Source organism: Bacillus sp. SIMBA_074 (genome assembly GCF_046534555.1).
In the GTDB taxonomy this organism is placed as follows: Bacteria; Bacillota; Bacilli; order Bacillales; family Bacillaceae_G; genus Bacillus_A; species Bacillus_A mycoides.
The window spans coordinates 121,487-146,675 of sequence record NZ_JAWRYM010000013.1 but is presented as its reverse complement, the minus strand read 5'-3'; the positions used below and the strand labels follow the sequence as shown (position 1 = coordinate 146,675).

The following is a 25,189-nucleotide window of genomic DNA, read 5'->3' as shown; positions in this document are numbered from 1 at the left end:
AACTTTACTCGCTTACAAAACAAAAGTCAATTATTTTTTGTATAGTTTTTTTTGGTAATTATACAAAAATATGAATAAACCAATCATTTCAACTTTTCGATTTCTTTATCCAATATTGAAATCCAATAAAATTCCCTATTTTTTACAGTCGTTATAATCCATTTTGTTGTATTCCATGCTAACTCATATTCTTCTTTTGTAACATCACCAGTTTTATAAGCATCCTCTAACTCATCTTCATCTAATACATAAATCTCACCGTTCGGTAACAATACTACATCTAAGTATAAATCATCAAAATAAGGTAAACCACGATCGTCTATTTTAAATTCTTTCGTCACGTCGATATAATATTGCACTAATTGTTTTTGATTGTCTAACATAGCTGTAATTGCAAAGTTTTTCCCGTTTATAAAATATTGCATCCATGTATACCCATCACCTGCAATGCAAAGTTCCTTACCATTGTATTCTTTATAACTAGGCTCTCTCACCTTTTTTATGTCCAGTATTCCTAACATTCCATCCTCTACTTGCTTAACCATATAATCCTTCTCTATTAGTCGCTTCCACGAAGAACCGTCACCATATTTACGTTTCATTACGTCCGCTCCTCTTCTATATATAGAAAAGCCCCCACATATTATGTGAGAGCTTGTTCATATTATAATTAAGCCGCTTGACCCTTTTCAGATATCTCTTTTAAATAGGCTTGTCCTTTTTCAGCGTCATATTGACCTTCCCACTTAGACATAACTACAGCCGCTAAAGAGTTACCTACAACGTTAACTGCTGTACGAGCCATATCAAGAATACGGTCAATACCTGCAATAAACGCTAAACCTTCAGCTGGAATACCTACTGTACCAAGTGTTGCTAATAATACAACGAATGATACGCCCGGTACACCCGCGATACCTTTTGATGTAACCATTAATACAAGTAATAACGTAATTTGTTGTGTAATGGATAATTCAATACCGTACATTTGCGCTAAGAAAATTGCCGCAATTGCTTGATATAAAGTTGATCCATCTAAGTTAAATGAATAACCTGTTGGAATAACGAAAGATGTAATTGCTTTCGGACAACCGAACTTTTCCATTTTCTCCATAATTTTCGGTAAAACCGTTTCTGAACTTGCTGTAGAATACGCTAAGATTAGCTCGTCTTTTAAAATCTTAAAGAATTGGAAAATGTTTATTCCAAAGATTTTCGCTGTAAGTCCTAATACGACCACAACGAAGAATATCATTGCCCCATATACTACAATGAGTAATTTCCCTAATGGAATTAATGAAGCTAATCCGAATGTAGAAACTGTAACACCAATTAATGCGAATACACCAAATGGTGCAAACTTCATAACTTGGTTCGTTACATAAAACATTGCATCTGCTACACCTTGGAAAAATTGTAGAACTGGTTTGCCACGCTCACCAACTGCTGCTACACCTAAACCAAATAATACAGAGAAGAAGATAATAGCAAGCATATCACCTTCAGCTAATGATTTCATAATGTTAGTCGGAACAATATTTACAAACGTATCCGCGAACGAATGACTTTGTACTTGCTCTGTCGTAGCTGTATATTTAGAAATATCTGTTTTTGTTAACTTATCCATATCAACGCCTTTTCCAGGTTGGAAAATGTTTGCTATTAATAGACCAACAGCAATTGCAATCGTTGTAATAATTTCAAAGTAAATAATTGTTTTTCCGCCTAGTCGGCCTAACTTTTTAACATCGCCAACACCAGCAACCCCAACAACAATACTCGCTACAACAATCGGTACAACAATCATCTTAATTAATCGGATGAAAATATCACCAATTGGTTGTAAGTACTTCACCACTTCCGGATTGCCAAAGAAAATCGCCCCAACTGCAATACCAAGCGCAAGTCCTATTAAAATTTGCCATGCAAGTCCTATTCTTTTCATACTTGTGGTAACCCCCTCTTCGATGTGTCACTCTATCTCTCATTCTATCTCTATAAAACTTGAAATTAAGAGTATTACATATTATTCGACAATTCACTACATTTTGTCCCTGTTGAAAATCATAAATCAAAATTTAAAATCTGACAACAAAATAAGTTTGCACGAATGCAAATAATTTTCTTGACAAAAACAAAATCCATGTCAGAAAACCTCACATGAAATCGATTCCTTACTAGTGATTGATAGGTTTTTAAAATACTGTTTCATTATGGAAAACTCCATCATTTTCCATGTTTTTTTAAAAAAATATAGAAATTGATATCTTTTTCTATACATTCAAGAATTTTAAGTTTATGACAAACACTACGAAAAGATACTAAATTCCGACAAAACTTAGCAAAATTATAAAATTTTCTTTACATTATGATTACAACGATAGACACTCTTCTTCTTATGATATATAACATTCATAGGGAAAGGAGCAAGACAACCATGAAAAAGAAATTTGCAGCATTTAGTGTTTTAGCAGCTGGAACGATTTTCGTTTCCCCGTTACTTTCACCCGTATACGCTGAAACGAATGAGAATAAATTATCTAATATTCAATCCGAATTAGAAGGCAAACAAAATGACTTACAAAATAAATCAGCTGAGAAAGAACAAATAGAAAAAGAAATCCAGGAATTACAAAAGAAAATCGACGAATTAACTACTTCTATTAATAAAAACGAAGCTGAATTAAACGATACAAAAAAAGAAATTAGCAACACACAGCAAGTTATTACTGAAAAAAAGAAACATATAGAGCAATTACAAATGAACATAGATACACGGCAGGAAGTTATTAAACAACGACTACAATCTATGCAAGAAAAGCCTCGTACGAGTATCATTACAGAAGTAATAACAAGTTCTGCAAATATTGCCGATCTTGTTGATAATATGTATTCTGTAAGTTTAATTTTAAATAACGATACAGATATTGTGAAAAAGCAAACAAGTGATCAGAATGCTGTGACGACAGAAAAAGAAGCTGTTGAGAAAAAAGAGCAACAACTGAAAGAATCTGAACAAAAATTAGAACAAAAACAACAAGAGTTACAAAATAATCAACAACAGCAACAAACTCTTATTAAAGATCTACATACGAAAGTATCAAAAGTAGATTCGGAGATTGAAGGATTAGAAGAGTCACAAGGTATTTTAGAAAACCAGCGTCAAGCTGTTCAAAAAGCAATTGAAGAAGAAAAACGTGCAGAAGAAGCTCGGAAAGCTGAAGAGACACGCAAGGCTGAGGAAGCAAAAAAACAAGCCGCCGTTTCTGCTAAAGAAAGCACGCAATCCGCACCAACACCGCAAGATACGAACAAAGGTGGATTTATTAAGCCAGCCGCTGGATCAAAAACTTCTGGATTCGGCGCACGTTCTTTAGATAACCATAAAGGAATCGATATCGCAGCTTCGGGAACAGTTCCAATTATTGCCGCTGCAGATGGCGTTGTTATCCGTTCAGAATTATCCTCTAGTTACGGAAACGTTGTTTACTTATCTCACCGTGTTAACGGAAAAACATATACGACAGTGTATGCACATATGAATAGCCGCTCTGTATCCAATGGACAAACTGTAAAACAAGGCGATCAACTTGGCTTTATGGGAAATACCGGTCAATCTTACGGACAACATTTACACTTCGAACTTCATATAGGGGAATGGAATGTTGGTAAGACAAACGCAGTTGATCCGTCTCCTTATATCGGATTATAAAAAAACTCGGTGCATACCGAGTTTTTTTTACTACTTCACACTTTTTAGGCGTTTTACATAAACTACAACTAAATGCCTATATTTTGCGGGGTGATAAATATGAATACACAATTACAAGAAGAAATAGAAGAAGCTAGAGAAACATACATCGGCCGGTTATTTACATTCGGCGGCTCAGCGTTATTTTTAATTGGATCATTTATCGCAGTTGTCACAGCTTATAAAGCATATAATCGCTTATTAAATACTTCTACAACATAATAAAAAGACGGAGAAATCTCCGTCTTTTTATTATGCAAATATTTTAAATACGCCTACCGCATTTAAAAATACGATAATTACAGTTACCGGAATAACATAACGAAGTAAGAAGAACCAAATGTTAAATAATGTTTTCCCTTTCGTTTCCGTAACTTCTAATTCTTTCATTAATAACTCTTTACTCATTTTATTTGGCACGAATAGCGAAATGGCTAGTACTCCAAGTGGCAGTAATACATTACTTACTGAAAAATCGACGAAATCAAAGAATGTCTTACCAAATATTTTCACATCACTCATAATTCCAAACGATAACGCTGATGGAATTCCAACTGCAAAAATAAGAATACCAATTAATAACGAAGCTGACGGACGCTTCTTCTCATTATCTTTCGCAACAGATGCTACTACAATTTCAAGCATTGAAATCGCAGATGTTAAAGTCGCAAAGAAGAATAACACTAAAAACATAATGAAGAAAAATTGTCCAAATGGAATTTTCGCAAAGACAGCAGGAAGAACGATAAATAGTAGCCCTGGTCCTTCTGTCGGTTTAACTCCTAATGCGAAAATCGCCGGAAATATCGCTAATCCTGCAAGTACTGTAATAAATACAGTTAAACTTACAATAGATGTTGCTGATTTAGCTAAATGCTCTTCTTTCTTTAAATACGAACTATACGTCACCATTACCGAGGCACCTACCGTTAGTGAGAAGAAAGATTGTCCCATCGCATATAAAATCGTATCTGCTGTAAGCTTTGAAAAATCTGGTTTTAAGAAGAACTCTACCCCAGCCATAGCACCATCAAGTGTTAACGCACGAATAATGATAGCAATAAATAAAATGAATAATAGCGGCATCATGTACTTACTTGCTTTTTCTATGCCTTTTTCCACACCTTTACTAACAACAAAAATCGTACAAAGCATAAAGATGAATTGCGCCCCAATCGCACTTACTGGATTTGAAATTGTTTCAGCAAACAATTGTCCATAATCGACTACTCCGTTCCAGAAACTACCTGTGACACTATAGTATAAATAAAGTAAAATCCATCCACCTACAACACTATAAAAAGATAGTACGCTAAAACAAGTAACAACCCCCATACGACCAATCCAAGGATATAACTTGCTATTCGGTACTAATACTTTATAAGCTGTAACGGCCTCTTTTTGAGTACTACGGCCAATAACAAATTCAGCTAAAAGAAGAGGCATACCAATAAATAAAGTTAATAGTAAGAATACAAGGAAGAATGCGCCTCCCCCACCATTACCTGCAACATATGGAAACTTCCATATTGCACCAAGACCTACTGCGGCTCCGGCTGCTGCGAGTACAAAGCCAATTTTCGACGTCCATTGCTGTGTTTCTTTCATCATAAATTCTCCTTTTCTGAATATTATAACTTTTATCAATTATACACTTTCATTTCATACTCGCACACCTCCTTTAGAAAATAAAAAAGTCCCCTACACGCAAATATGCATGTAGAGGACGATATATGTAATAGAATACCGTGGTACCACCTCAATTGGATCAATAAATCCCACTTGTTCAGGTACAGGAAAATTCCGATACCCTATCCTTTTAACGGCGGAACCCGGGTTGCCTACTGCAATGTTCAGCATACCTCTCGCAAGCCCATTCTGTATATTTTATCGTACCGGGCTCACACCTTACCCCAGCTCTCTGAACGCATCAAATATACGTACTCTTCTTGCTCATCGATTTCATCTTTGAAGTTACTTGTGATTATAAATTATATTTTTATATTTGTAAAGCACAATTCACTCACTATCCTATATAAATTCCCCTCTCTAATTCTTGTAAAAAAAGCTCTCTTTTTTGTTCACTTTGAACATATATCGACTTTAATACTTCTTGTAACAATATATTTTTTTGCCTTTTCTCTACTTGTAATTCTTTCACTTTTAGTCTAACTTCATATAAAAAATCAAGATACGATTCATACTTCTCATCATATTTATTTGCGATATCATCACGAATTTTTTTTGCAAGTTTCGGACTTGCCCCTCCAGTAGAAACAGCTACATTAAGCAATCCACGATGAATTGCCGCCGGAAAATGAACATTTCCACTTTCCGGATTCGTAATAACATTTACCAATTGATTCACTGCGGCATCTTCAGCAATTTGTTCATTTAGTACCGAATCACTAGTCGCTGCAACTACTAAAAAAGCATCTTTAATATCACTTTTCTCATACTCTCTTTGATACCAACGAATTTGCTTTTCTTCTACAAGTTTCACTAAATTTGCATCTAATTCTGTACTTACTACAACAATATCCGCACCTTGTTTTAGTAAAGGGATAATTTTAAACCCCGCTACTTTCCCTCCACCAATGACAACAACACGTTTCTTATCAACTCGCACTGTAAGTGGATACATATTGATCTCCCTTCAATATTTCCTCTGTTTTCTGAATTAACATCTCTCGAAACGCTACATTCTTTCCTAAATAGGGACTTATTTTTATCTCTTCCGACTCATATTGACGCACTTCTTTCTCAACATGTTTCATGAGTAAGCCTGTAAATAATAAGTAAGGTAACACAACAATGTTCCGTTCTTTTTGTTCTACAATTTCTTTCAACCTCTCATCAAACTTCGGCTCCGCGGCTGCTAAATAACAAACTTCCACCTCTTTAATGTTCTCTTCTTTTTGAAATAAAGAAGAAATCCACTTTATGTCTTGTAAAGTTTCCGGATCACTACTCCCTCTTGCAACGAGCAAAAGTGTTACTTCTTCTTTATAGTCTTTAATACCACTTCCGTTATATACCGCTTTTACAAGCACTTCTGATACACCAAATGGATTACCATACACTATTTTGATATCCGGATATTCCTCGTTTAACTTTCGTAATTCAAGCGGAATATCTTTCTTTACATGTCCTGCCGCTAATAAAAAAACAGGAATAGCGACAATCTCTGTAGCACCACGCTTCACACATGTACGAAATCCTTCTTCAATAGAAGGATTCGCTAGCTCTAAAAAACAAATTTCTTGAATTTTTGCCTCTACACGGTTCATACATGACGTAATAAATGCAACCGCTTCTTCTTTTGCTGCTTTCAAACGGCTTCCATGACATATATATATAACAGCCTTCATTTTACAATACTCCGCTTACTTGATATGCATTTTCCGTTTGTTTCTCAAACCAATGTATCTTTTCTCTAAAACGGACAACTTCTCCAATAACAATCATACTTGGATTTTGAATTCGTTCTTTTTTGGCAACATCTACAATTGTTCCTAACGTCGCTGTAACAGTACGCTGCATAGATGTCGTTCCCCACTCAATGATAGCGGCAGGTGTACTTTGATCTTTTCCATGTTTTATTAGTTGTTCACATATGTAAGGTAAATTACTAACCCCCATATAGACCGCTAATGTATCTACACCTTTTGCTAAACTTTCCCACTTCACTTCCTCTTCAGCCCCTTCTTTCCGGTGCCCTGTCACAACAGCAAAACTTGCACTTGCATCGCGGTGCGTTACTGGAATTCCAGCGTAAGCAGGAGCAGCTATACCAGCTGAAATACCAGGAATAATTTCAAATGGGATACTTTGCTTCGCTAACGCTTCAGCTTCTTCTCCACCTCTTCCAAATACAAATGGATCTCCGCCCTTAAGCCTCGTTACAACTTTTCCTTTTTTCGCATATTTAATAAGAAATGTGTTAATTGTCTCTTGCTTCATCGTGTGATAATTTGGGAGTTTCCCGCAATAAATTAAATCTGCTTCAGGCTTTGCATGAGAAAGCAATTCTTTATTTACGAGACGGTCGTACAATATAACATCAGCCTTCTCGATGCATCTCAACCCTTTAACAGTAATTAAATCCGGATCACCAGGACCCGCCCCGACGATATAAACCTTCCCCATAATCTCTCCTCATTTCTACTATAAAATGAAACTTCCACTCTTAATCACGAATGGAAGTTACTATTATTTCGTATTACATGTTCTCTACTCATGAATAACAAATGCCGCCCCTTTTCGAATCTTCTTTTTTTCAAACAAAGAAATCTCTTTCACTTCTGGTAACGGTAAAAAATGTTTTTCAAGCTCAATTTCCGCAAGCTTAAATGCCTGTTCTTCACTCTGAGCAACGACAACAATTGGAACAATACTATTTACTAATACAGCTTCAAATCGATATAAGTCCATATTGCCCCTCCTAAGATGCTATTACTTCTTCTAATACACGATTTAGTACAATTTGTAATTCTTCCACTCCAACACGTCCTACGAAATCATAAAACGTTTCGGCTAGTAATTTATTCTTTTGGAAATAACTTAAAAAGGACACGAGAACATCCGGCAAATCTTCTCCATCTATTTTCCCTTTTAACTTTTCGTTATATGCTCCTCCGTCTAATAGTGTTCCGCCCACATATATTTCAAACGCCTCAACGATTCCCTTTTCCTTCGTTTTCAGTTTTATCCCTTGCAAACCAATATCAGCAATTTGACGTTGACCACATGAGTTCGGGCATCCTACCATATGAATTCGAACTGGAACATCGAGTGCAATTTGTGTATCTAAGTACTCTGCGATTTTTCGTAATCTTTCTTTCGTTTCTACTAACGCAAGATTGCAATACTCAATGCCAGTACATGAAACCGCATGACCGATAAACGATTTCGGATTTGCTGAAATTGCTTCAAACAACGGTTCACTTAATAATCCTGCAACATTTTCTGGCGGAACATTCGGAATAATGAAGTTTTGAGAGTTACAAGTTCGAATTTGCCCGTTTCCATATTTCTTTGCAATTCTTGCAATCTCAAACATTTCCTCTGCGTGTAAACGCCCTACTGGTACATTAAAGCCGACATACTTTAATCCTGCTTGTTTTTGATCTTGAACGCCATAAAAGTATCCTGCATTCCAGCCTTTGAGAGCACTTTCCCCTTTACTTTGCAATGGGCCTGTGTATTCTACTAGTTTCTCTTTAAATTTCTCAGCGCCCCAGTCAGCGACAAGAAATTTCAAACGTGCTAAGTGGCGTTTTTCACGATATCCAAAATCACGGAATATAGTAGCAATTGCAATCGACACTGCCTTCACTTCTTCTGGTAAAACGAATACATCTAATTCTTCCGCTAAGTACGGACGAGCTGATAAGCCTCCGCCTACTTTTATATGAAAACCAACCTTTTCCTCACCATTTATTTCTTTCGTAGCAGGTGTAAACGCCACACAGTTAATCTCTGCATTTGCTGAATTATAAATGTTAGAACTAATAGACATTTTGAATTTACGTGGTAGATTAGAAAACTCTTCATTATGTTGGAAGTAATCGTATATTTCTTTAACAATCGATGTTGTATCAAATAGTTCATTCGCATCAATTCCAGCAAGTGGATTACCTGTAATATTACGCGTAATATCACCACATGCCCCTGCTGAAGATAAACCAAATCTCGCTAATCTTTTAAAAATATCCGGAATTTGCCCAATTTCTAACCAATGAAACTGAATCGCCTGTCTTGTCGTAATATCTAACACATCACGCCCATAATCTTCAGCGATAGAAGCAAGTGCTTCTGCCTGTGCATTTGTAATAATCCCAGAAGGAATGTTGACACGCATCATAAAATAGCCCGCTTCTTTTGGTCTTTGCAAATACAATCCCGCCCATTTAAAAGCGTCCCACTCTTCTTTCGGAATAGATTCAAATCCATTCTCCGCATAGTAAGGAATATCATTAAAGATTTCTAATCCGTCTTTCTCTAATTTCTTTTTCTCTGTTTGATTTAATTTTTCATTATTAGCCCACACTTTTTCATAACTCATCTTTTATCCCCCTATATAAAGTGAAACTTTAATCAGTGGGGGTTTTGTTCATCCTCCACTGATTATTAGTTGAACCAATCGGGCATTTACGGGCAGTGGATCTCCCACCTAACTTCTTTGCCCCAGCCGAATTTTGAGGTGGGAGTTTTACTGCCCGTTAATACGGGATGAAACTACGCTCTTGTAAGTACTTCACAATTTGCTCTGCACATTCTTCAATAGAATACTTGTGCGTTTCTACAATTAATTCTGCTTGTTTTGGTTCCTCATATGGTGAATCGATACCTGTAAACTCTTTAATATCACCTTTTCTCGCCTTTTTATAAAGTCCTTTCGGATCACGTTTCTCACACTCTTCAATTGGACATTTTACAAACACTTCTATAAACTCATCTGCAGCTAATAGTTCCCTAACTTGTTTTCGGTCTACTCGAAATGGTGAAATAAACGCTGTAAGGACAACAGTTCCTTGATCTACAAATAACTTCGCCACTTCACCAATACGTCTTATATTTTCCATGCGATCACTTTCAGAAAAACCTAAATCTTTATTTAAACCTTGGCGAATATTATCCCCATCTAGCACATAATTTCCGATATTCTTTTCAAACAGTTTGCGAGCAACCGCATTCGCTACTGTAGATTTACCCGAAGCTGATAAACCAGTAAACCAAACTACAAAACTGTGATGCCCATTCTTCACTCTTCTCTCATCTTTTGAAACAGAAGCTGTATGCCAAGTAATATTCGTATCCATCTCATTCTCTCCCTATTCTGTTACTACTTCTTTTTTCAAACCTTTAATTAGCACTTCCACTACTTCTTTACGACTAAATGTACTTGGCGGAATCTCACCATTCCTTAACATTTCTCGTACTTTCGTACCCGATAAGATGACACGGTCTTCTTTTCCATGCGGACATGTTTTCGTTGAAGCCATTGCTTCACATTTCGTGCAGTAAAAACTATGTTCAAAAAATAACGGCGTAATCCCTAACTCTTCTACTGTAAAATTCGTAAAGATTTCCTGCGCTTCATATGTTCCGTAATAGTCCCCTACCCCAGCATGATCACGCCCTACAATAAAGTGGGTACAACCAAAGTTCTTTCTTACTAGTGCATGAAATATCGCTTCCCTTGGTCCTGCGTAACGCATTGCTGCAGGAAATACACCTAAAAAGACACGATCTTTCGGATAATAGTTTTGAAGTAATACTTCATAGCTTTCCATCCTTACATCAGCAGGAATATCATCTGACTTCGTTTCCCCAACGAGCGGATTTAAAAAGAGACCATCTACAATTTCAAGGGCAGATTTTTGAATATACTCATGGGCACGATGTACTGGGTTTCTCGTTTGAAATCCAACTACTGTTTTCCAACCGCGTTTTTTAAATTCTTCTCTCGTTTCAATTGGATCTAAATGATAAGAAGGAAACGGATTATTTCCAAAGCGTTTTGTAAGAATAATAGCTCCTCCAACGTAAACGTTTGGTCGTTCATATAATTTTTTCACCCCTGGATGTGCTTCATCCGTCGTTTTATATACAAGTAACGCTTCTTTTTCTTTATCTGGCACAAAAATATCTTCTATTTGAATAACACCATATACATTTCCGGCGTTGACAAGTTTTACTTCCTCTCCAGCCTGCAGTTTCTCGGCTACTTCTTCTGTTACCGGTAGTGTAATCGGTATACTCCATACGCTACCATTTGCTAAACGAAGCGTTTCTACTACTGAATCATAATCTCTCTTCCCTAAAAATCCTGTAAGAGGGCTATATCCTCCTGTCGCCAAAAGTTCTAAATCACTAAGTGCAATTTTGTCTATCTCGATTTCCTTTACAATGTTCGATATTTCATATGTTTCATCAATGCGGTTTACTAATTCATTTGTTGTACTCATCTTCTTATATCCCTTCTTAGCTTTATTTCAAAATCTATCTCATTGAAAGTGAAGGCCACATTCCGTCTTCATTTTCCCAGCCCATCTTCCATCTCTTGAGTTGCCACCATCACCTACAGGTAATGTACATTTCTCACACCCAATACTCGGATAGCCAACATCATGCAATGGGTTATACGGCAAACTATGTTTATATACATATCGCCAAACTTCTTTCCAAGTCCAATGAATGAGCGGACAAACTTTAATAGATTGAAAACGACGATCTTGATTTATAAACTGTGTATGCTTACGCGTTTCTGATTGTTCCCTTCGTAAGCCTGATATCCACGCTTTTTCCGCTGCTAATGATTTTTCTAACGGTAAAATTTTTCTAATACTACAGCAAAGATTCGGATTACTTTCCCATAACTTCTCTCCATGAAGCTTCGCTTGTTCATCGAGTGTAAGTTCTGGCTGTTTTTCTATAATATTTAATGAAGGAAATCTCTCGCGTACCTTCTTAATTAATTCGTATGTTTCTTGAAAATGCACATTTGTATCCAAAAATACAACTTTAGCAGATGGATTTACTTGGTTTATAAGATGCAATAAAACCATTCCCTCCACCCCAAAGCTACATGCATATACAATTTCATCTTTATATTCGTTATAAGCCCAACTTAATACTGATAGCGCGCCTTTCGTTTCATCTTCTTCAGAAAATGAAACACTATTTTCTTTCCACGTTTCGTACGTCAACATGTTTTTTCCCCCTGTAAAAGCAAAAAGACGGCTTTAACCTATTAAAAATAGATTAAAACCGCCTCTAGTTTTTCTAGTCAGCGCTTTTTACTTTAAACGAACCTTTTCACTTTTTTCTAATTGAATCACTTTTCCATCTTGCACAACAATTGTAATGGAACCATATTTCATATCAGCAAGCATCGCTTGAATTTTCTCAGATACTTCATCAAAATGCTCCCGTACGCTCACGCAAACAGCCCCCCCTTTTTATTCATAAAAAAAATCTTTCCCATTTCGAAAAGACTGTTCGGTAATATATTTTACCTTATCTTTCAAAATGGATTCCATTTTGCTGGATTTAGCACCTTGCTTTCTATAAGCAGGTTGCCGAGCTTCGTAGGGCCAGTTCCCTCAGCTTCTCTTGATAAGCTTTGTATTTGTATTTTATCACAATTCTGATTTTTTTCAATCCTAGTTTTCCGATATATTTAATTATTTTTATTTTTTTAAAAGGAGCTGCCTTTACTAGACAACTCCTTCTTTCTCATTCACACCAGCTCTTTAATACGTATGCGATCGTTCCCAATGATATTTTCATATGTTTCACGTTCTACGACAATTTGTGACGTCCCGCCTTTTGCAAAGACGACAGCTGGTCTACGAATACGATTATAATTATTCGCCATCGAGTACCCATATGCCCCCGTGCAAGAAATTGCTAGTAAATCAGAAGAAGCAACTTGCGGTAAGTTAATATCCCAAATCAGCATATCTCCACTTTCACAGCATTTCCCAGCAATCGAAACGAGTTCCTCATTCTTATCATTCCCTCGATTCGCCAACATCGCCTCATAACGGGCTCCGTATAGAGCTGGTCTTAAATTATCTGTCATTCCACCATCGACTGAAACATATTTCCGAATGCCAGGAATCTCTTTCACCGCTCCGACTGTATAAAGTGTTGTTCCAGCATCACCTACGATACTACGACCTGGTTCAATCCATATTTCTGGAAGCGGATATTCACATAATGTAAACTGCTCTCTTATCGTACTTGTTACAGCGTGCACATACGTTTCAAGTGTTAACGGTGTATCTGAATCCGTATAACGTATACCGAAACCTCCGCCCACATTTAATACTTTCATCACATAATGCGTTCGCTCTCTCACTTCTTCTAAAAATTGGCGGAGTACTTCAATTGCTCGAACAAATCCAGCCGTTTCAAATATTTGTGATCCGATGTGCGAGTGAATTCCTAGCACATTATAATTTGATTTTTGCAAGGCAAGCTCAATTGCTTGCATCGCTTGACCATTTGAAACACCAAATCCAAATTTCGAATCCTCTTGACCTGTTGTTATATATTCGTGTGTATGTGCCTCTACTCCAGGCGTTACACGGATTAATATGTTCACAAATTTCCCATGTTGCATTGCTAAATCATGTAAGATTTCTAATTCTAAGAAATTATCTACTACAAAACAACCGATATTCGCCTGAAGAGCCATAATCATTTCTTCTTCTGTTTTATTATTTCCGTGAAAATGAATACGCGATGCCGGAAAACCAGCTTGGAGCGCAGTATATAATTCTCCTCCAGAAACAACATCTAAAGACATATTCTCTTCACGAGCTACTCGGCACATCTCCATGCACAAGAACGCCTTGCTTGCATATGCTACTTGATAAGAGAAACCACTTTCTTTAAAAGCACGATGAAACGCGCGGCACTTTCCTCGAATAGACTCTTCATCGTATACATAAAGTGGTGTTCCGTATTGTTTTGCTAGCTGCGTCGTATCGCACCCACCAATTTCTAAGTGTCCTTGCCCATTGATTCGGCTTGTGCCGTGTAAATACATTTAAATTCCTCCCTTATTTCCTCTAAAACTCATAACCCCAATCTTCTATTCATTGCAGCACGCTTTTAGATAGACAAAAAACGCGCGGAACAATGTTCACACGCGTTTCTTATTAGGAAAAATATATATTGAAAAAATAAACGAGTTGTTATCTCCTCAAAATAAGAAACCGCATCAACATCTCCAAATAGCTCTTCATAAAATAAATCTTATGACAGTACTACATTTATTCAATGCAGTCCCAATATATGAATAAGATGGTTATTCTTATATTTCGGCAATAGTCCCTTTCAACCTATGATCACAGATTCCATTAAATCTCCCATAGCTTACTCTTTCCTATCGCGGCCTCTACCTTTGAGAGTAGATGAGGTAAGTCTATTTAATTTTCAAACATCTAATTGTTGCTATTAACAATACCAAAGGACCATTTTATTTGTCAAACAATTTTTTATATTGTTTTTTTACAGTTTAATTTTGTATCATTTGGTAAGCGCTTTACTGAAACCTTTGTCACTTCCCATTCGCCCTCTTCGTTATTAAATGTAATCGTTACCTTCTCAAATGGTGGAACAATTTTCCCACCAACCTGTTCATACTTCGTTACTTCAATACTCGCTTGAAATAAATATGTACCACTATACACTTTTTTTAAACTAATAATTTTAGGACATTGATAAGGCTTCAAGCTCCCATATTGTTTTTCAATTGCCTTATTTATTTTTGGAAATAAAACAGAATAAAGGGCATCTTCCATAAGGGGTGCATCATATTGTGCTACCGACACACTCGGTGAAGCAAAAAGTATAACACTACTGCATACTATAAAATATAATAATTTTCGCATTATAACCTCCGTTTTATTACTCGATTCTTTTTGCGCACGATAATTATCATACATAGAAACTCCGTTTTATTGTCTCCCACTGCCCTTTTTCTACTCAATTATTATAAAAAAGCCCACAACTCTCTTTTATTTTCGTATAATGATACTCATAGTATAATAAACATAATAACAAAGGACTGTTCGTATATATAAAATGAGGCGCTAATCAAACCGGCTCACAAGAACCGTCATGCTTTTAGGAGAGGAGTATATTATGCTACAAAATCTGTTTCCAAAACTGCGATTTGCACTAGTTGCAGTCGTTTTATTATGGATAAAAACATATATTGTGTACAAGCTAGCATTTGATATTAGAATTGATAACTTCTTTGAAGAGTTTATGCTTTTTATTAACCCACTAGCTTCGTTACTTTTATTTTTTGGTTTCGCTTTACTTGCATCTAAGTACCGAAACCGAATTATTATTGTAATTAGTTTTATACTGTCATTTATTTTATTTGGAAATGCAATGTTTTACGGGTTCTATAACGATTTTGTTACTTTCCCTGTTTTATTCCAAACAAATAATATGGCTGACTTAGGGACGAGTATAAAAGAACTCTTTACGTATAAAACATTACTTTTATTTGCAGACGCAATTATTTTAATGTTTATTTCGCGTAAATCCCCATCATTTGGTGATAAAACACCCCTTTCTCGCTCTGAGAAGCGAACTTTCTTTAGCGGCGTAACAGTATTATTAGCACTACAAATTGTTGTTTCAGTTATATATAAACCACAAATGTTCTCACGCTCGTTTGATCGTCAAACTGTCGTGAAAAATTTAGGGTTATACACATATCATCTATTTGATATTACACTTCAATCTAAGTCTTCAGCTGAGCGTGTATTTGCAAGTGGAGACGGGTTCTCTGAAATTAAAAACTATACAGACTCAAAAGATAAACAAGTTGATAAAAACTTATTTGGAGCTGCAAAGGGTAAAAATGTAATTTTAATTTCAATGGAATCTACACAAAGTTTTGTTATTAATAAAAAAATAAATGGAAAAGAGATTACTCCATTTTTAAATGAGTTTATTAAAGATAGTTTTTATTTCGATAACTTCTATCATCAAACGGGACAAGGTAAAACTTCTGATGCTGAATTTATCGTTGAAAATTCCCTTTATCCGTTAGACCGTGGTTCTGTATTCTTTACTCATGCAACAAATGAATACACTGCCACACCAGAACAATTAAAGAAATACGGATATTCTTCTGCTGTCTTCCATTCAAACGATAAAACGTTTTGGAATCGTGACGTAATGTATCCTGCGCTTGGATATGATCGTTACTTTAATTTAAATGATTACGTAGGAACGGAACAAATGTCTGTCGGTTGGGGATTAAAAGATAAAGAGTTCTTTGAGCAATCTATTCCAAAGTTAAAATCTTTACCACAACCGTTCTATACAAAATTTATTACGTTAACAAACCATTTTCCATTTCTTCTAAATCCAGAAGATCAATATGTTGATGAATTTAATTCCGAAAGTGGTGTTTTAAATCGCTACTTCCCAACCGTTCGTTACACGGATGAAGCTCTTAAATTATTTATTAAACAATTGAAAGACGAAGGACTATATGATAATTCCGTTATTGTCATTTATGGTGATCATTACGGCATTTCTGAAAACCATAATGCAGCTATGGCTCAGTTCCTTGGGAAAGACGCTATTACACCGTTTGATTCTATGCAATTACAACGCGTCCCTCTCATTATTCATGTGCCTGGCCAAGAAGGAAAAGTCATCTCTAAAGTATCTGGTCAAATTGATATTAAACCAACGTTACTTCATTTACTTGGTATTAAAACAAATCAATCCGTAGAATTTGGAACAGACTTATTTACGAAAGAAAAAGACCCTCTTATGGTAATGCGGGACGGCAGTTTTGTTTCGGAAGATTATGTTTATACAAAAAATATGTGCTATAAAAGAGGCACAGGTGAAGAAGCTGATTTAACACTATGTCAGCCTTATATTGAAAAAGCAAAAACAGAATTAAAATTATCCGACAAACTCATTTATGGAGATTTATTACGATTTGATCCTAACAATCGATATAAAACCGGAACGATGACAACGAAATTTGAATAGTATAGGAAGCAACTTTCCAAAAGTTGCTTCCTTTTTTTACTTATTTTTCAAATTCCTCTTCTATACAATCTTTCACAAATTGGGAATTTTTTTCGTATGAGAAAGAAATTTATGGTATGATAAAATAAGTAAACTTTCATACACTAATTAAGAATTTATAACAGAAAGCAAGGGATCAGATTTTGTATAGAGCAGCTATTCCAAACTTATTTACGCTCGGGAATTTATATAGCGGATTTTTGTCAATCGGCTATGCATCTTTAGGATATTATAAATCAGCTGCTATTTTAGTACTGATCGGGATGATGTTAGATAGTCTTGATGGTCGTGTCGCTCGTTTATTACGCGTTGATTCACAAATGGGCAAAGAGCTTGATTCACTCGCCGATGTTGTAACATTTGGCGCAGCACCTGCTGTGTTAATGTATTACACATCTTTCTCCAACTATGGCATCATTGGACTATACATAGCGGGATTATTCCCACTGTTCGGAGCATATCGCTTAGCACGATTTAATGTAACGCCATCATCTACTTCTATGAAATATTTCACTGGAGTTCCGATTACTGCAGCAGGAGGGCTTGTTGCTTTCTTAACATTATTTTCACATACCATTCCAAAAATCGTTCTCATTACCGTATTTGTAACGTTCGCATTTTTAATGGTGAGCCGTGTTCGTATCCCAAGTTTAAAAGATGTACCAATTCCACGATATAGCATAATTATTACACTATTTTTAGTTGGAATTATTATCACAATGTACCAAACAAGTTTTGGCAACATTTCTGTTTTCTTATTCATTGCCATTCCACTATACATTTTGTATATGTTATCTCAATTTATTAGACAAAGACCTTCTAAAAAAGCGAATAAAGAAAAATAAAAAACCTTCCGTATTTCGGAAGGTTTCTTTTTTATTTTGTAACTAATACTTTTTGATTTACAGGTGTTACAGGTTCTTCACCATTTAATACAACTAAAATATTTCTTACTGCCATTTCAGCCATTGCATCACGTGTTTCGAATGTTGCATTTCCTACGTGAGGAGCAAGTACTACATTCTTTAATCCTTTTAGCTCTTCTGTAATTTTCGGTTCAAATTCAAATACGTCAAGAGCTGCACCTTCAATTTCATTCGTTTTTAGTGCATGAGCAAGTGCTGATTCATTCATAATTGGTCCACGTGAAGCATTTATAATATATGCTGTTTTCTTCATCATTTTAAACTGTTCTTCATCAATCATATGATGTAATTTCGGATTATAAGCACAGTTAATTGTAATAAAGTCCGCTGTTTGTAATAATTCTTCCAACGTTACGTATGTCGCTTCCAGTTCACTTTCAGCTTCAGGCTTTCGATTTGGTCCTGTATATAAAACATTCATTCCAAATGCTCTCGCACGCTTTGCAACTGCCTTCCCGATTTCTCCAAGGCCAATAATTCCGATTGTCTTACCGTGTACTTCGCGGCCCAAGAAGAATAACGGTGCCCATCCGTTAAATCCAGTTGTACGACATAACGTATCACCTTCAGGAATTCTACGTGCAGCTGCTAAAAGAAGTGCAAATGTTAATTCTGCTGTCGCTTCAGTTGATACTTTCGGTGTATTCGTTACCGCAATTCCTTTTTCTCCTGCATATGTGTAATCAATATTATCGTAACCAGCACCATAATTTGCGATAATTTTCAAGTTTGGTGCTGCGTCAATAACCTCTTTCGATACCTTCGTAGAAAGTAAGCTTAAAAGTGCATCTTTATCTTTTACACGTTCTGCTAACTCTTCTACACTAATTAATTCTTCTTTATTGTACATTTCTATATCATGATTTTTCAATAATTCTAATCCGATTTCTGGAATTTTTCCTGCTACTAATATTTTCGCCACTACTAACACCTCTTCTATACAAAATATGATATCTCTTATATTTCATTGTAAGAAATCTACATATAAAAACCAAGGAATTTGATTATAGTTTTGAAAATCGACACTTTTCCATAAAAAAAGAGGAGATGCAACTCTCCCCTCTTTTTACGCTTTTTCTTGCGATTCTTTCCCAAGCTTCGCATCGATTGTTCCTTCTGCAACTGTATCGCTAATTTGTTCCTCAATAACTGAGTTAGCAGTATTATTTGTTTCAGAAGTATAGGCTTGATCTGCCGCTTGTACGTTTTGTTTATTTTGTTGTTTCGCCATTTTTCATCCTCCTTTTCATTCTTTCTTATTTTGAACAAAAAGGGTGATTTTCATCAAAAAATCGTGTTTCATTTTGAAATTATTCCTTCTTCTTCAAGCAATCTCATCGTTCTTGCTCGTTTCGTAAATGTAGCTATGTGAGAAATATCATGATTGCGTAATGTCTTTATATTCTCTTCCACATACTTTCCTAAATCATTCGGATAATGGGCATCTGAGGATAGAGTAATCGGAACTCCATGCTTAGCTAATACTTGTAAATAAAGTGGACTTGGGCACATTTCGCGCACAGGATATCGATAGTACAATCCCGCATTTATTTCTGTTGCTGTATTTGTTTCCACTAACGCACGAGCAATATCCTTATAATAAGAAAGCTGTTCATTCTCATCCAATCGATAATTAAATACTTTTATGTTATCGAGGTGAGCTATAATATCAAAAAGCTCGGAACGAACAGCACTTTCAACTGTAGCGAAAAACGTGTGATATAAAGTATGTAACTCATGCGTACCAAAATACTCTTTCGTATCTGGATTATCAAATCCCCATCCATCTATAAAATGGACCGAACCGATTACATAATCAAAGTCTCCTAATGCTAGTAAACCTTTTAACTCTTGTTCACCCCCGATAAAATAATCCGCTTCAATTCCAAGTTTGAGCGTTATCCCTCGTTTACTCCATCGCTCTTTTGCCTCTTCAATCGCCTTTGTAAAATCATAAATAGACGTCACTCTTACTTGATCTAACCATTCTTTTTGCAGGCGACCAAGCTTAGAATCACTAATATCTACATACTTTTCATAATATCCTTTCGCTTCATGAAAACGATATAAATGATCAACAATGCCAACTTCTTTTATACCTTTTCGCACAGCTTCTTCTAAATATAAATCAATCCATTTCGCTGTAAATGGACCTTCCTTCACACGTCTTTGCAGGCGTTCTTGTGTTTTCATAAGCCATTCCATAGAATGTTTTTCTTCTTTAAGCGGTTCAAAATATTGTAGCGCATCATTTATTTTAGCTAGCCACCCTATTGAATATGGCCCTTCTTCTAAATGAATGTGACAGTCCACTTTCATCCATATTCCCCCTTATAATGTATCTATTTCTCTTCTGTCCCCTACTCGCGAAAGCTTTCCATTTCTTTCTTTCACTTCTTGCATGACATCTTCTAATGGAATATTTTTTTCGGCTAATAGAACAAAACAGTGATAGAACACATCAACCATTTCTTTTACTATTTCTTCTTTATCATTATTTTTAGACGCAATAATTACTTCGGTGCACTCCTCACCAATTTTCTTTAAAATTTTATCTTCACCTTTTGAAAATAAATAATTCGTATATGATTCAGAGAGTGGATTTTTCTTTCGTTCTTCAATTGTTTCAAATAATAACTTAAGGATATCTTCCATATGTATCCCCCTATATAATTTTGTAGTGAAAACACGTTTTTTCTCCCGTATGGCAAGCAGGCCCTACTTGCTTTACGACAACAACGATTGCATCTTGATCACAGTCTAAATAAAGTGATTGCACATATTGGACATTTCCCGATGTACCTCCTTTATTCCATAACGATTGTCTCGAACGGGAATAAAACCATGTTCTTTTCGTTTCCAGCGTCTTGTCATACGCTTCTTCATTCATATAAGCTAACATTAAAACTTCTTTCGTATCTTCCTCGATAACAACAGCTGGTATCAATCCTTTTGCAAAATTAGGTTTCATAACCGCACCTCAACGTTTGCTTCTCTTAATTTTCTCTTTACATCTTGTACAGTCGCTTCACCATAATGAAAGATTGATGCCGCTAATGCTGCATCAACTGTTGTCTTTTGGAAAACGTCTATAATATGATCCGCATGACCACATCCCCCTGATGCGATTACTGGGACGGAAACGCTGTTTGAAATTGTTTCTGTTAAACGAAGATCATATCCATTTTTCGTTCCATCTGCATCCATACTCGTCAACAAAATCTCTCCTGCCCCGAGCTGGGCAACGCGCTTCGCCCATTCGATTGCATCCATTCCCGTATTAAGTCTTCCGCCATTTACGTATACATTCCATTTATCTTCTGCTACTTTTCTAGCATCGATTGCTACGACAATACATTGTGAGCCAAAATGTTCCGCACCTTCCTGGATTAACTTCGGATTTCTCACTGCCGCTGAGTTTATTGAAACTTTATCTGCTCCAGCTCTTAGTAAATTGTACATATCTTTAACACTTGAAATCCCCCCGCCAACTGTGAGAGGTATGAATACTTTTGAAGCAGTTTTTTCTACAACATCTATAATCGTTTTTCGCCCTTCATGCGTCGCAGTAATGTCTAAAAATACGATTTCATCTGCTCCCGCATCATTATATAATGCGGCTATTTCAACAGGATCACCGACGTCTTGTAACCCTATAAAATTCACACCCTTTACTACCCGCCCTTCTTTCACATCTAGACATGGAATAATTCGTTTTGCTAACATAGTTTTGTTACCTGTAACACTTTTTCTAAATCAATCGTTTTCTCGTAAAGTGCTTTCCCAATAATGACGCCATATATGTTCATATCATTTAATCTTTTCACATGTTGAATAGATGCGACACCTCCAGATGCAATCACGCGAATACCCACGCTTTTTTGCAGTAACTCTAATTGCTCAAAATTTGGTCCTGCAAGTGTCCCATCTTTTGAAATGTCCGTAAACACAATCGTTTGAACACCTACACTTTCCATTTGCTTCGCTAAATCGATGTACGAAATTTCAGACACATCTAACCAGCCCCTCGTTGCTACGAAACCATTTTTCGCATCAATTCCAACTATGATTTGCTCCTTATATAGACGAACCGCTTCTTCTAAAAATGATTTATCGTAAAGGGCAGCCGTTCCTAATATCACTTTTTCTACACCTACTGACAACAACTTCTCCACTGCCGCGAGTGACCGAACTCCTCCTCCAATTTGCACCGGAATACGTACCGCCTTGCATATTTTTTCAATGACAGGTAAATTTACTGACTCCCCAACAATTGCTCCATCTAAATCAACAACGTGTAGTATTTTCGCTCCAAGTTTTTCAAATATGATTGCTTGTGCGACTGGATCTTCATTCATCACCGTTTCTTTACTAAACTCTCCTTGATAAAGCCTGACGCATCGTCCTTCTTTTACATCGATAGCTGGGAAGATTTCCATGCTTCTACCACCCCTTTGAAATTTTTTAACATTCGCATCCCAATTTCCCCACTTTTTTCAGGATGAAACTGTGCGCCAAATATATTTCCTTTTGCTACAAAACCAGGTACTTTCACTCCATATTCACTTGCCCCATACACAATTTCATTCGGACAATCTGCATAATAAGAGTGGACATAATATACGAAAGAACCGTCCTCTACTCCATTCCAAAGCGATATTTCTCCTTCTTTTTTTAATTCATTCCACCCCATATGTGGAATTTTATAAGGAACTTTTAACTTTCGAATAACACCTGGCAATAAACTTAATCCGTTACAATTTTGTAGTTCCTCACTTTTTTCAAATAAAAGCTGCATTCCTAAGCAAATACCCAGAAGCGGTTTTCCTAAGCTCCCAACTTCTTTTAGCACACATACTAAATCTTTTTCTTCTAAAACGCCCATCGCTTTCGGAAATGTGCCTACTCCTGGTAAAATAACTCCATCACTTCTCAATATTTCTTTTTTATCATCCGTTATGATGTACTCTGTTCCAATATATTTTAATGCTTGTTCCACACTACGAATATTTCCCATTCCATAATCTATAATTGCAATCAATTACAACATCCCTTTCGTTGAATTTACACCATTAATATTGGCATTTTTATCGACTGCCTCTCTAAGCGCTCGACTGAACGCTTTAAATAAAGCTTCAATTTTGTGATGTGTATTGCTTCCGTATAAAATGCGAGCATGTAACGTAATATTTGCAGCATGAGCAACTGCTCTAAAAAATTCTTCCGTTAATTCTGTGTCAAAATCCCCTAGCTTCGGATTTGTTAATTCACCTTGAAATACAATATATGAGCGCCCGCTTATATCAATCGCAACAAATCCTAAAGATTCATCCATCGGTACATACGCTGAGCCGTAACGGTTAATCCCCTCTTTATTTTGCAATGCTTCTTTCAAGCAAGTTCCGAGTACAATTCCAACATCTTCAACCGTATGATGCGCATCAACGAATACATCACCTTCAGCTTCAACTTGCAGACCGAATCTTCCATGCCTAGCAAATAAAGTTAGCATATGATCAAAAAATCCAACTCCTGTTTGCACAGAAACATTCGTACTTTCATCAAGTTGCAAACTTAATTTAATTTTTGTTTCCGTCGTCTCACGTACTTGACTAGACTCGCGCATTATTCTTCCTCCTTAAACCTAATTTGGATTGCTCTTGCGTGTGCATGTAAACCTTCTTTATTTGCAAGTTCTACAATATGATGCTGTACACTTCTTAACGCTTCTTCCGTATAAGAAATGAAGCTTGATTTTTTCACGAAATCATCGACGGATAACGGAGAAAAAAATCTTGCCGTTCCACTTGTCGGTAATACGTGATTCGGCCCCGCCAAATAATCTCCGAGCGGTTCAGGTGCATATGGACCAAGAAAAATTGATCCAGCATGCTTTACATAAGCTAGGGCATTCATTGGCTCTTTTATGTGTAACTCTAAATGTTCTGGAGCGATTTCATTTGATAAATGAAACGCCTCTTCTAAAGAAGGAACAATAAAAATTGCTCCATTTCTTTTTATGGATTCACGAGCGATTTCACTTCTAGGCAACGTCTCTAGCTGCCTTTCTATTTCTCTTTCTACTTCTTTAGCAAGCTTTATATTTGTTGTAATACAAATAGCTGTTGCCCTCTCGTCATGTTCTGCCTGTGATAATAAATCAGCAGCAATATATTCGGCATTTCCTGTTTCATCTGCGATAACTACAATTTCTGATGGTCCAGCAATCATATCGATATTGACTATCCCATATACTTCTCGCTTCGCTAGCGCGACATATAAATTCCCTGGTCCAACTATTTTATCTACTTTAGGAATCGATTCCGTTCCATATGCTAGAGCAGCAATTACTTGAGCACCACCGGCCATATATATTTCATCTACACCTGCAAGACTTGCAGCAGCTAAAATATGCGGATCAATTCCTCCTTGCTTCGGCGGTGTTACCATTACAATTTTTTTCACTCCTGCGAGTTTTGCTGGCAATACATTCATTAATACTGATGAAGGATACGAAGCAGTCCCGCCCGGCACATATACACCTACATTTTCTAACGGACGAATAAGCTGCCCTCTAATTACCCCTTCACTCACGCAATCAAACATAGATTGTCTTTTTTGCTTTTCGTGATACGAGATAATATTTTTCTTCGCCTCTTTTAACGCTTCTAAAAAAGCTTGTTCTACAAACTTACTTGCTTGTTTTATTTCTTCCTCACTTACACGAAAATCTTTTGTCTCTACACCATCAAACTTTTTTGTATAGAACGATAAAGCCTCATCTTTACTCTCCCTTACGTTTTGAACAATTTCACTTACACTTCTTTGAACAGTTTCTTCTATTATATTAGCGCTTTCTCGTAGCGATTTTATTTTCGATAAAGCCTCTTGGAAATCTTCAAAAACTATCTCCATTTAAAGT

General features: G+C 36.2%; 28 protein-coding genes, 2 riboswitches and 1 other annotated feature. Of the genes, 4 read left to right on the top strand and 24 right to left on the bottom strand.

What is annotated here, in order from left to right; all coding sequences use genetic code 11:
* Nucleotides 1-83: 83 nt before the first annotated feature.
* Together SB773_RS16360 and gltP are read right to left on the bottom strand one after the other, a co-directional pair.
* The gene (locus SB773_RS16360) at nt 84-602 is read right to left on the bottom strand and encodes a ribonuclease FAU-1 family protein (protein WP_241875508.1); all 519 of its coding nucleotides are present in this window, start codon (nt 600-602) and stop codon (nt 84-86) included.
* A gap of 68 nt (nt 603-670) precedes the next feature.
* On the bottom strand, nt 671-1,945 hold the full coding sequence (gene gltP / locus SB773_RS16355) for a glutamate/aspartate:proton symporter GltP (protein ID WP_060750575.1): 1,275 nt from the start codon (nt 1,943-1,945) through the stop codon (nt 671-673).
* 492 nt (nt 1,946-2,437) lie between these two features.
* Here gltP and SB773_RS16350 point away from each other — a divergent pair, with 492 nt between their 5' ends.
* Together SB773_RS16350 and SB773_RS16345 are read left to right on the top strand one after the other, a co-directional pair.
* Nucleotides 2,438-3,712 carry a murein hydrolase activator EnvC family protein gene (locus tag SB773_RS16350; protein WP_410590884.1) on the top strand — a complete coding sequence of 425 codons (1,275 nt, stop codon included), beginning with the start codon at nt 2,438-2,440 and terminating at the stop codon, nt 3,710-3,712.
* A gap of 99 nt (nt 3,713-3,811) precedes the next feature.
* Nucleotides 3,812-3,973, top strand: a complete 162-nt coding sequence (locus SB773_RS16345; protein ID WP_002158647.1) for a hypothetical protein — start codon at nt 3,812-3,814, stop codon at nt 3,971-3,973.
* A 30-nt stretch (nt 3,974-4,003) separates the two neighbouring features.
* Here the strand turns inward: SB773_RS16345 and SB773_RS16340 are convergent, their stop codons facing one another.
* From SB773_RS16340 to SB773_RS16285, 12 genes are all read right to left on the bottom strand, one after another.
* The gene (locus SB773_RS16340) at nt 4,004-5,359 is read right to left on the bottom strand and encodes a sodium-dependent transporter (protein ID WP_002086712.1); all 1,356 of its coding nucleotides are present in this window, start codon (nt 5,357-5,359) and stop codon (nt 4,004-4,006) included.
* A 111-nt stretch (nt 5,360-5,470) separates the two neighbouring features.
* Nucleotides 5,471-5,717: a binding site (T-box leader), on the bottom strand.
* Between the two features lie 60 nt (nt 5,718-5,777).
* On the bottom strand, nt 5,778-6,395 hold the full coding sequence (locus tag SB773_RS16335) for an NAD(P)-binding protein (protein WP_002166092.1): 618 nt from the start codon (nt 6,393-6,395) through the stop codon (nt 5,778-5,780).
* Nucleotides 6,370-7,122, bottom strand: a complete 753-nt coding sequence (locus SB773_RS16330) for a sirohydrochlorin chelatase (RefSeq protein WP_060750577.1) — start codon at nt 7,120-7,122, stop codon at nt 6,370-6,372. Before SB773_RS16330 ends, SB773_RS16335 begins: the two co-directional genes overlap by 26 nt.
* A gap of 1 nt (nt 7,123) precedes the next feature.
* On the bottom strand, nt 7,124-7,900 hold the full coding sequence (gene cobA, locus SB773_RS16325) for a uroporphyrinogen-III C-methyltransferase (protein ID WP_002030683.1): 777 nt from the start codon (nt 7,898-7,900) through the stop codon (nt 7,124-7,126).
* Between the two features lie 84 nt (nt 7,901-7,984).
* Nucleotides 7,985-8,185, bottom strand: coding sequence for a DUF3906 family protein (locus SB773_RS16320; RefSeq protein WP_000366913.1), 201 nt, complete (start codon nt 8,183-8,185; stop codon nt 7,985-7,987).
* A gap of 10 nt (nt 8,186-8,195) precedes the next feature.
* Entirely contained in the window at nt 8,196-9,818 is a 1,623-nt protein-coding gene (locus SB773_RS16315) for a nitrite/sulfite reductase (protein ID WP_410590880.1), read from the bottom strand.
* A 157-nt stretch (nt 9,819-9,975) separates the two neighbouring features.
* The gene (gene cysC, locus SB773_RS16310) at nt 9,976-10,575 is read right to left on the bottom strand and encodes an adenylyl-sulfate kinase (RefSeq protein ID WP_131246015.1); all 600 of its coding nucleotides are present in this window, start codon (nt 10,573-10,575) and stop codon (nt 9,976-9,978) included.
* A 12-nt stretch (nt 10,576-10,587) separates the two neighbouring features.
* Nucleotides 10,588-11,724, bottom strand: coding sequence for a sulfate adenylyltransferase (gene sat, locus SB773_RS16305; protein ID WP_002011693.1), 1,137 nt, complete (start codon nt 11,722-11,724; stop codon nt 10,588-10,590).
* Nucleotides 11,725-11,763: 39 nt separating this feature from the next.
* Nucleotides 11,764-12,468 carry a phosphoadenylyl-sulfate reductase gene (locus SB773_RS16300; RefSeq protein ID WP_002011694.1) on the bottom strand — a complete coding sequence of 235 codons (705 nt, stop codon included), beginning with the start codon at nt 12,466-12,468 and terminating at the stop codon, nt 11,764-11,766.
* An 87-nt stretch (nt 12,469-12,555) separates the two neighbouring features.
* Nucleotides 12,556-12,699: a YezD family protein gene (locus SB773_RS16295; RefSeq protein ID WP_000116159.1), complete on the bottom strand. Its 144-nt coding sequence runs from the start codon at nt 12,697-12,699 to the stop codon at nt 12,556-12,558.
* A 73-nt stretch (nt 12,700-12,772) separates the two neighbouring features.
* Nucleotides 12,773-12,881: riboswitch (SAM riboswitch) on the bottom strand.
* Nucleotides 12,882-12,998: 117 nt separating this feature from the next.
* Nucleotides 12,999-14,315, bottom strand: a complete 1,317-nt coding sequence (gene lysA, locus SB773_RS16290) for a diaminopimelate decarboxylase (protein ID WP_002011695.1) — start codon at nt 14,313-14,315, stop codon at nt 12,999-13,001.
* 180 nt (nt 14,316-14,495) lie between these two features.
* Nucleotides 14,496-14,677: riboswitch (Lysine riboswitch) on the bottom strand.
* 89 nt (nt 14,678-14,766) lie between these two features.
* Nucleotides 14,767-15,162, bottom strand: coding sequence for a DUF3888 domain-containing protein (locus tag SB773_RS16285; RefSeq protein WP_016092994.1), 396 nt, complete (start codon nt 15,160-15,162; stop codon nt 14,767-14,769).
* 253 nt (nt 15,163-15,415) lie between these two features.
* Between SB773_RS16285 and SB773_RS16280 the strand changes: the two genes are divergently transcribed.
* Nucleotides 15,416-17,302: an LTA synthase family protein gene (locus SB773_RS16280; protein WP_410590876.1), complete on the top strand. Its 1,887-nt coding sequence runs from the start codon at nt 15,416-15,418 to the stop codon at nt 17,300-17,302.
* A gap of 182 nt (nt 17,303-17,484) precedes the next feature.
* Nucleotides 17,485-18,186 carry a CDP-diacylglycerol--serine O-phosphatidyltransferase gene (gene pssA / locus SB773_RS16275; RefSeq protein WP_002011698.1) on the top strand — a complete coding sequence of 234 codons (702 nt, stop codon included), beginning with the start codon at nt 17,485-17,487 and terminating at the stop codon, nt 18,184-18,186.
* Nucleotides 18,187-18,217: 31 nt separating this feature from the next.
* On the opposite strand, the gene SB773_RS16270 is transcribed toward pssA, so the two are convergent.
* From SB773_RS16270 to hisD, 10 genes are all read right to left on the bottom strand, one after another.
* Nucleotides 18,218-19,198 (bottom strand): 2-hydroxyacid dehydrogenase family protein, encoded by a 981-nt coding sequence (locus SB773_RS16270; protein ID WP_410590874.1) that lies wholly within the window; start codon nt 19,196-19,198, stop codon nt 18,218-18,220.
* A 135-nt stretch (nt 19,199-19,333) separates the two neighbouring features.
* Nucleotides 19,334-19,498 (bottom strand): YozQ family protein, encoded by a 165-nt coding sequence (locus SB773_RS16265; protein ID WP_002030670.1) that lies wholly within the window; start codon nt 19,496-19,498, stop codon nt 19,334-19,336.
* Nucleotides 19,499-19,566: 68 nt separating this feature from the next.
* Nucleotides 19,567-20,586, bottom strand: coding sequence for a histidinol phosphate phosphatase domain-containing protein (locus tag SB773_RS16260; protein ID WP_410590872.1), 1,020 nt, complete (start codon nt 20,584-20,586; stop codon nt 19,567-19,569).
* 12 nt (nt 20,587-20,598) lie between these two features.
* Entirely contained in the window at nt 20,599-20,922 is a 324-nt protein-coding gene (gene hisE / locus SB773_RS16255; RefSeq protein WP_002011702.1) for a phosphoribosyl-ATP diphosphatase, read from the bottom strand.
* A gap of 10 nt (nt 20,923-20,932) precedes the next feature.
* Entirely contained in the window at nt 20,933-21,238 is a 306-nt protein-coding gene (gene hisI / locus SB773_RS16250; RefSeq protein WP_002086731.1) for a phosphoribosyl-AMP cyclohydrolase, read from the bottom strand.
* Nucleotides 21,235-21,993 carry an imidazoleglycerol phosphate synthase cyclase subunit gene (gene hisF, locus SB773_RS16245; protein ID WP_060750582.1) on the bottom strand — a complete coding sequence of 253 codons (759 nt, stop codon included), beginning with the start codon at nt 21,991-21,993 and terminating at the stop codon, nt 21,235-21,237. The genes hisI and hisF overlap by 4 nt, the downstream gene beginning before the upstream one ends.
* Nucleotides 21,987-22,706, bottom strand: a complete 720-nt coding sequence (gene hisA, locus SB773_RS16240) for a 1-(5-phosphoribosyl)-5-[(5-phosphoribosylamino)methylideneamino]imidazole-4-carboxamide isomerase (protein WP_060750583.1) — start codon at nt 22,704-22,706, stop codon at nt 21,987-21,989. Before hisA ends, hisF begins: the two co-directional genes overlap by 7 nt.
* The gene (gene hisH / locus SB773_RS16235; protein WP_060750584.1) at nt 22,679-23,308 is read right to left on the bottom strand and encodes an imidazole glycerol phosphate synthase subunit HisH; all 630 of its coding nucleotides are present in this window, start codon (nt 23,306-23,308) and stop codon (nt 22,679-22,681) included. The genes hisA and hisH overlap by 28 nt, the downstream gene beginning before the upstream one ends.
* Nucleotides 23,309-23,893 carry an imidazoleglycerol-phosphate dehydratase HisB gene (gene hisB, locus SB773_RS16230; RefSeq protein ID WP_410590868.1) on the bottom strand — a complete coding sequence of 195 codons (585 nt, stop codon included), beginning with the start codon at nt 23,891-23,893 and terminating at the stop codon, nt 23,309-23,311.
* Nucleotides 23,893-25,182: a histidinol dehydrogenase gene (hisD, locus tag SB773_RS16225; RefSeq protein WP_410590866.1), complete on the bottom strand. Its 1,290-nt coding sequence runs from the start codon at nt 25,180-25,182 to the stop codon at nt 23,893-23,895. The genes hisB and hisD overlap by 1 nt, the downstream gene beginning before the upstream one ends.
* Between the last annotated feature and the right edge of the window lie 7 nt (nt 25,183-25,189).

Coding starts and splice junctions, on each gene's coding strand:
- SB773_RS16260 (WP_410590872.1), bottom strand. CDS start 20,586: ATGAAAGTGGACTGTCACATTCATTTAGAAGAAGGGCCATATTCAATA.
- gltP (WP_060750575.1), bottom strand. CDS start 1,945: ATGAAAAGAATAGGACTTGCATGGCAAATTTTAATAGGACTTGCGCTT.
- lysA (WP_002011695.1), bottom strand. CDS start 14,315: ATGTATTTACACGGCACAAGCCGAATCAATGGGCAAGGACACTTAGAA.
- hisI (WP_002086731.1), bottom strand. CDS start 21,238: ATGAAACCTAATTTTGCAAAAGGATTGATACCAGCTGTTGTTATCGAG.
- hisD (WP_410590866.1), bottom strand. CDS start 25,182: ATGGAGATAGTTTTTGAAGATTTCCAAGAGGCTTTATCGAAAATAAAA.
- SB773_RS16335 (WP_002166092.1), bottom strand. CDS start 6,395: ATGTATCCACTTACAGTGCGAGTTGATAAGAAACGTGTTGTTGTCATT.
- SB773_RS16265 (WP_002030670.1), bottom strand. CDS start 19,498: ATGGCGAAACAACAAAATAAACAAAACGTACAAGCGGCAGATCAAGCC.
- sat (WP_002011693.1), bottom strand. CDS start 11,724: ATGAGTACAACAAATGAATTAGTAAACCGCATTGATGAAACATATGAA.
- cobA (WP_002030683.1), bottom strand. CDS start 7,900: ATGGGGAAGGTTTATATCGTCGGGGCGGGTCCTGGTGATCCGGATTTA.
- SB773_RS16360 (WP_241875508.1), bottom strand. CDS start 602: ATGAAACGTAAATATGGTGACGGTTCTTCGTGGAAGCGACTAATAGAG.
- hisF (WP_060750582.1), bottom strand. CDS start 21,993: ATGTTAGCAAAACGAATTATTCCATGTCTAGATGTGAAAGAAGGGCGG.
- SB773_RS16340 (WP_002086712.1), bottom strand. CDS start 5,359: ATGAAAGAAACACAGCAATGGACGTCGAAAATTGGCTTTGTACTCGCA.
- SB773_RS16350 (WP_410590884.1), top strand. CDS start 2,438: ATGAAAAAGAAATTTGCAGCATTTAGTGTTTTAGCAGCTGGAACGATT.
- hisA (WP_060750583.1), bottom strand. CDS start 22,706: ATGGAAATCTTCCCAGCTATCGATGTAAAAGAAGGACGATGCGTCAGG.
- hisE (WP_002011702.1), bottom strand. CDS start 20,922: ATGGAAGATATCCTTAAGTTATTATTTGAAACAATTGAAGAACGAAAG.
- cysC (WP_131246015.1), bottom strand. CDS start 10,575: ATGGATACGAATATTACTTGGCATACAGCTTCTGTTTCAAAAGATGAG.
- SB773_RS16320 (WP_000366913.1), bottom strand. CDS start 8,185: ATGGACTTATATCGATTTGAAGCTGTATTAGTAAATAGTATTGTTCCA.
- SB773_RS16280 (WP_410590876.1), top strand. CDS start 15,416: ATGCTACAAAATCTGTTTCCAAAACTGCGATTTGCACTAGTTGCAGTC.
- hisB (WP_410590868.1), bottom strand. CDS start 23,893: ATGCGCGAGTCTAGTCAAGTACGTGAGACGACGGAAACAAAAATTAAA.
- SB773_RS16330 (WP_060750577.1), bottom strand. CDS start 7,122: ATGAAGGCTGTTATATATATATGTCATGGAAGCCGTTTGAAAGCAGCA.
- SB773_RS16285 (WP_016092994.1), bottom strand. CDS start 15,162: ATGCGAAAATTATTATATTTTATAGTATGCAGTAGTGTTATACTTTTT.
- SB773_RS16300 (WP_002011694.1), bottom strand. CDS start 12,468: ATGTTGACGTACGAAACGTGGAAAGAAAATAGTGTTTCATTTTCTGAA.
- SB773_RS16345 (WP_002158647.1), top strand. CDS start 3,812: ATGAATACACAATTACAAGAAGAAATAGAAGAAGCTAGAGAAACATAC.
- SB773_RS16315 (WP_410590880.1), bottom strand. CDS start 9,818: ATGAGTTATGAAAAAGTGTGGGCTAATAATGAAAAATTAAATCAAACA.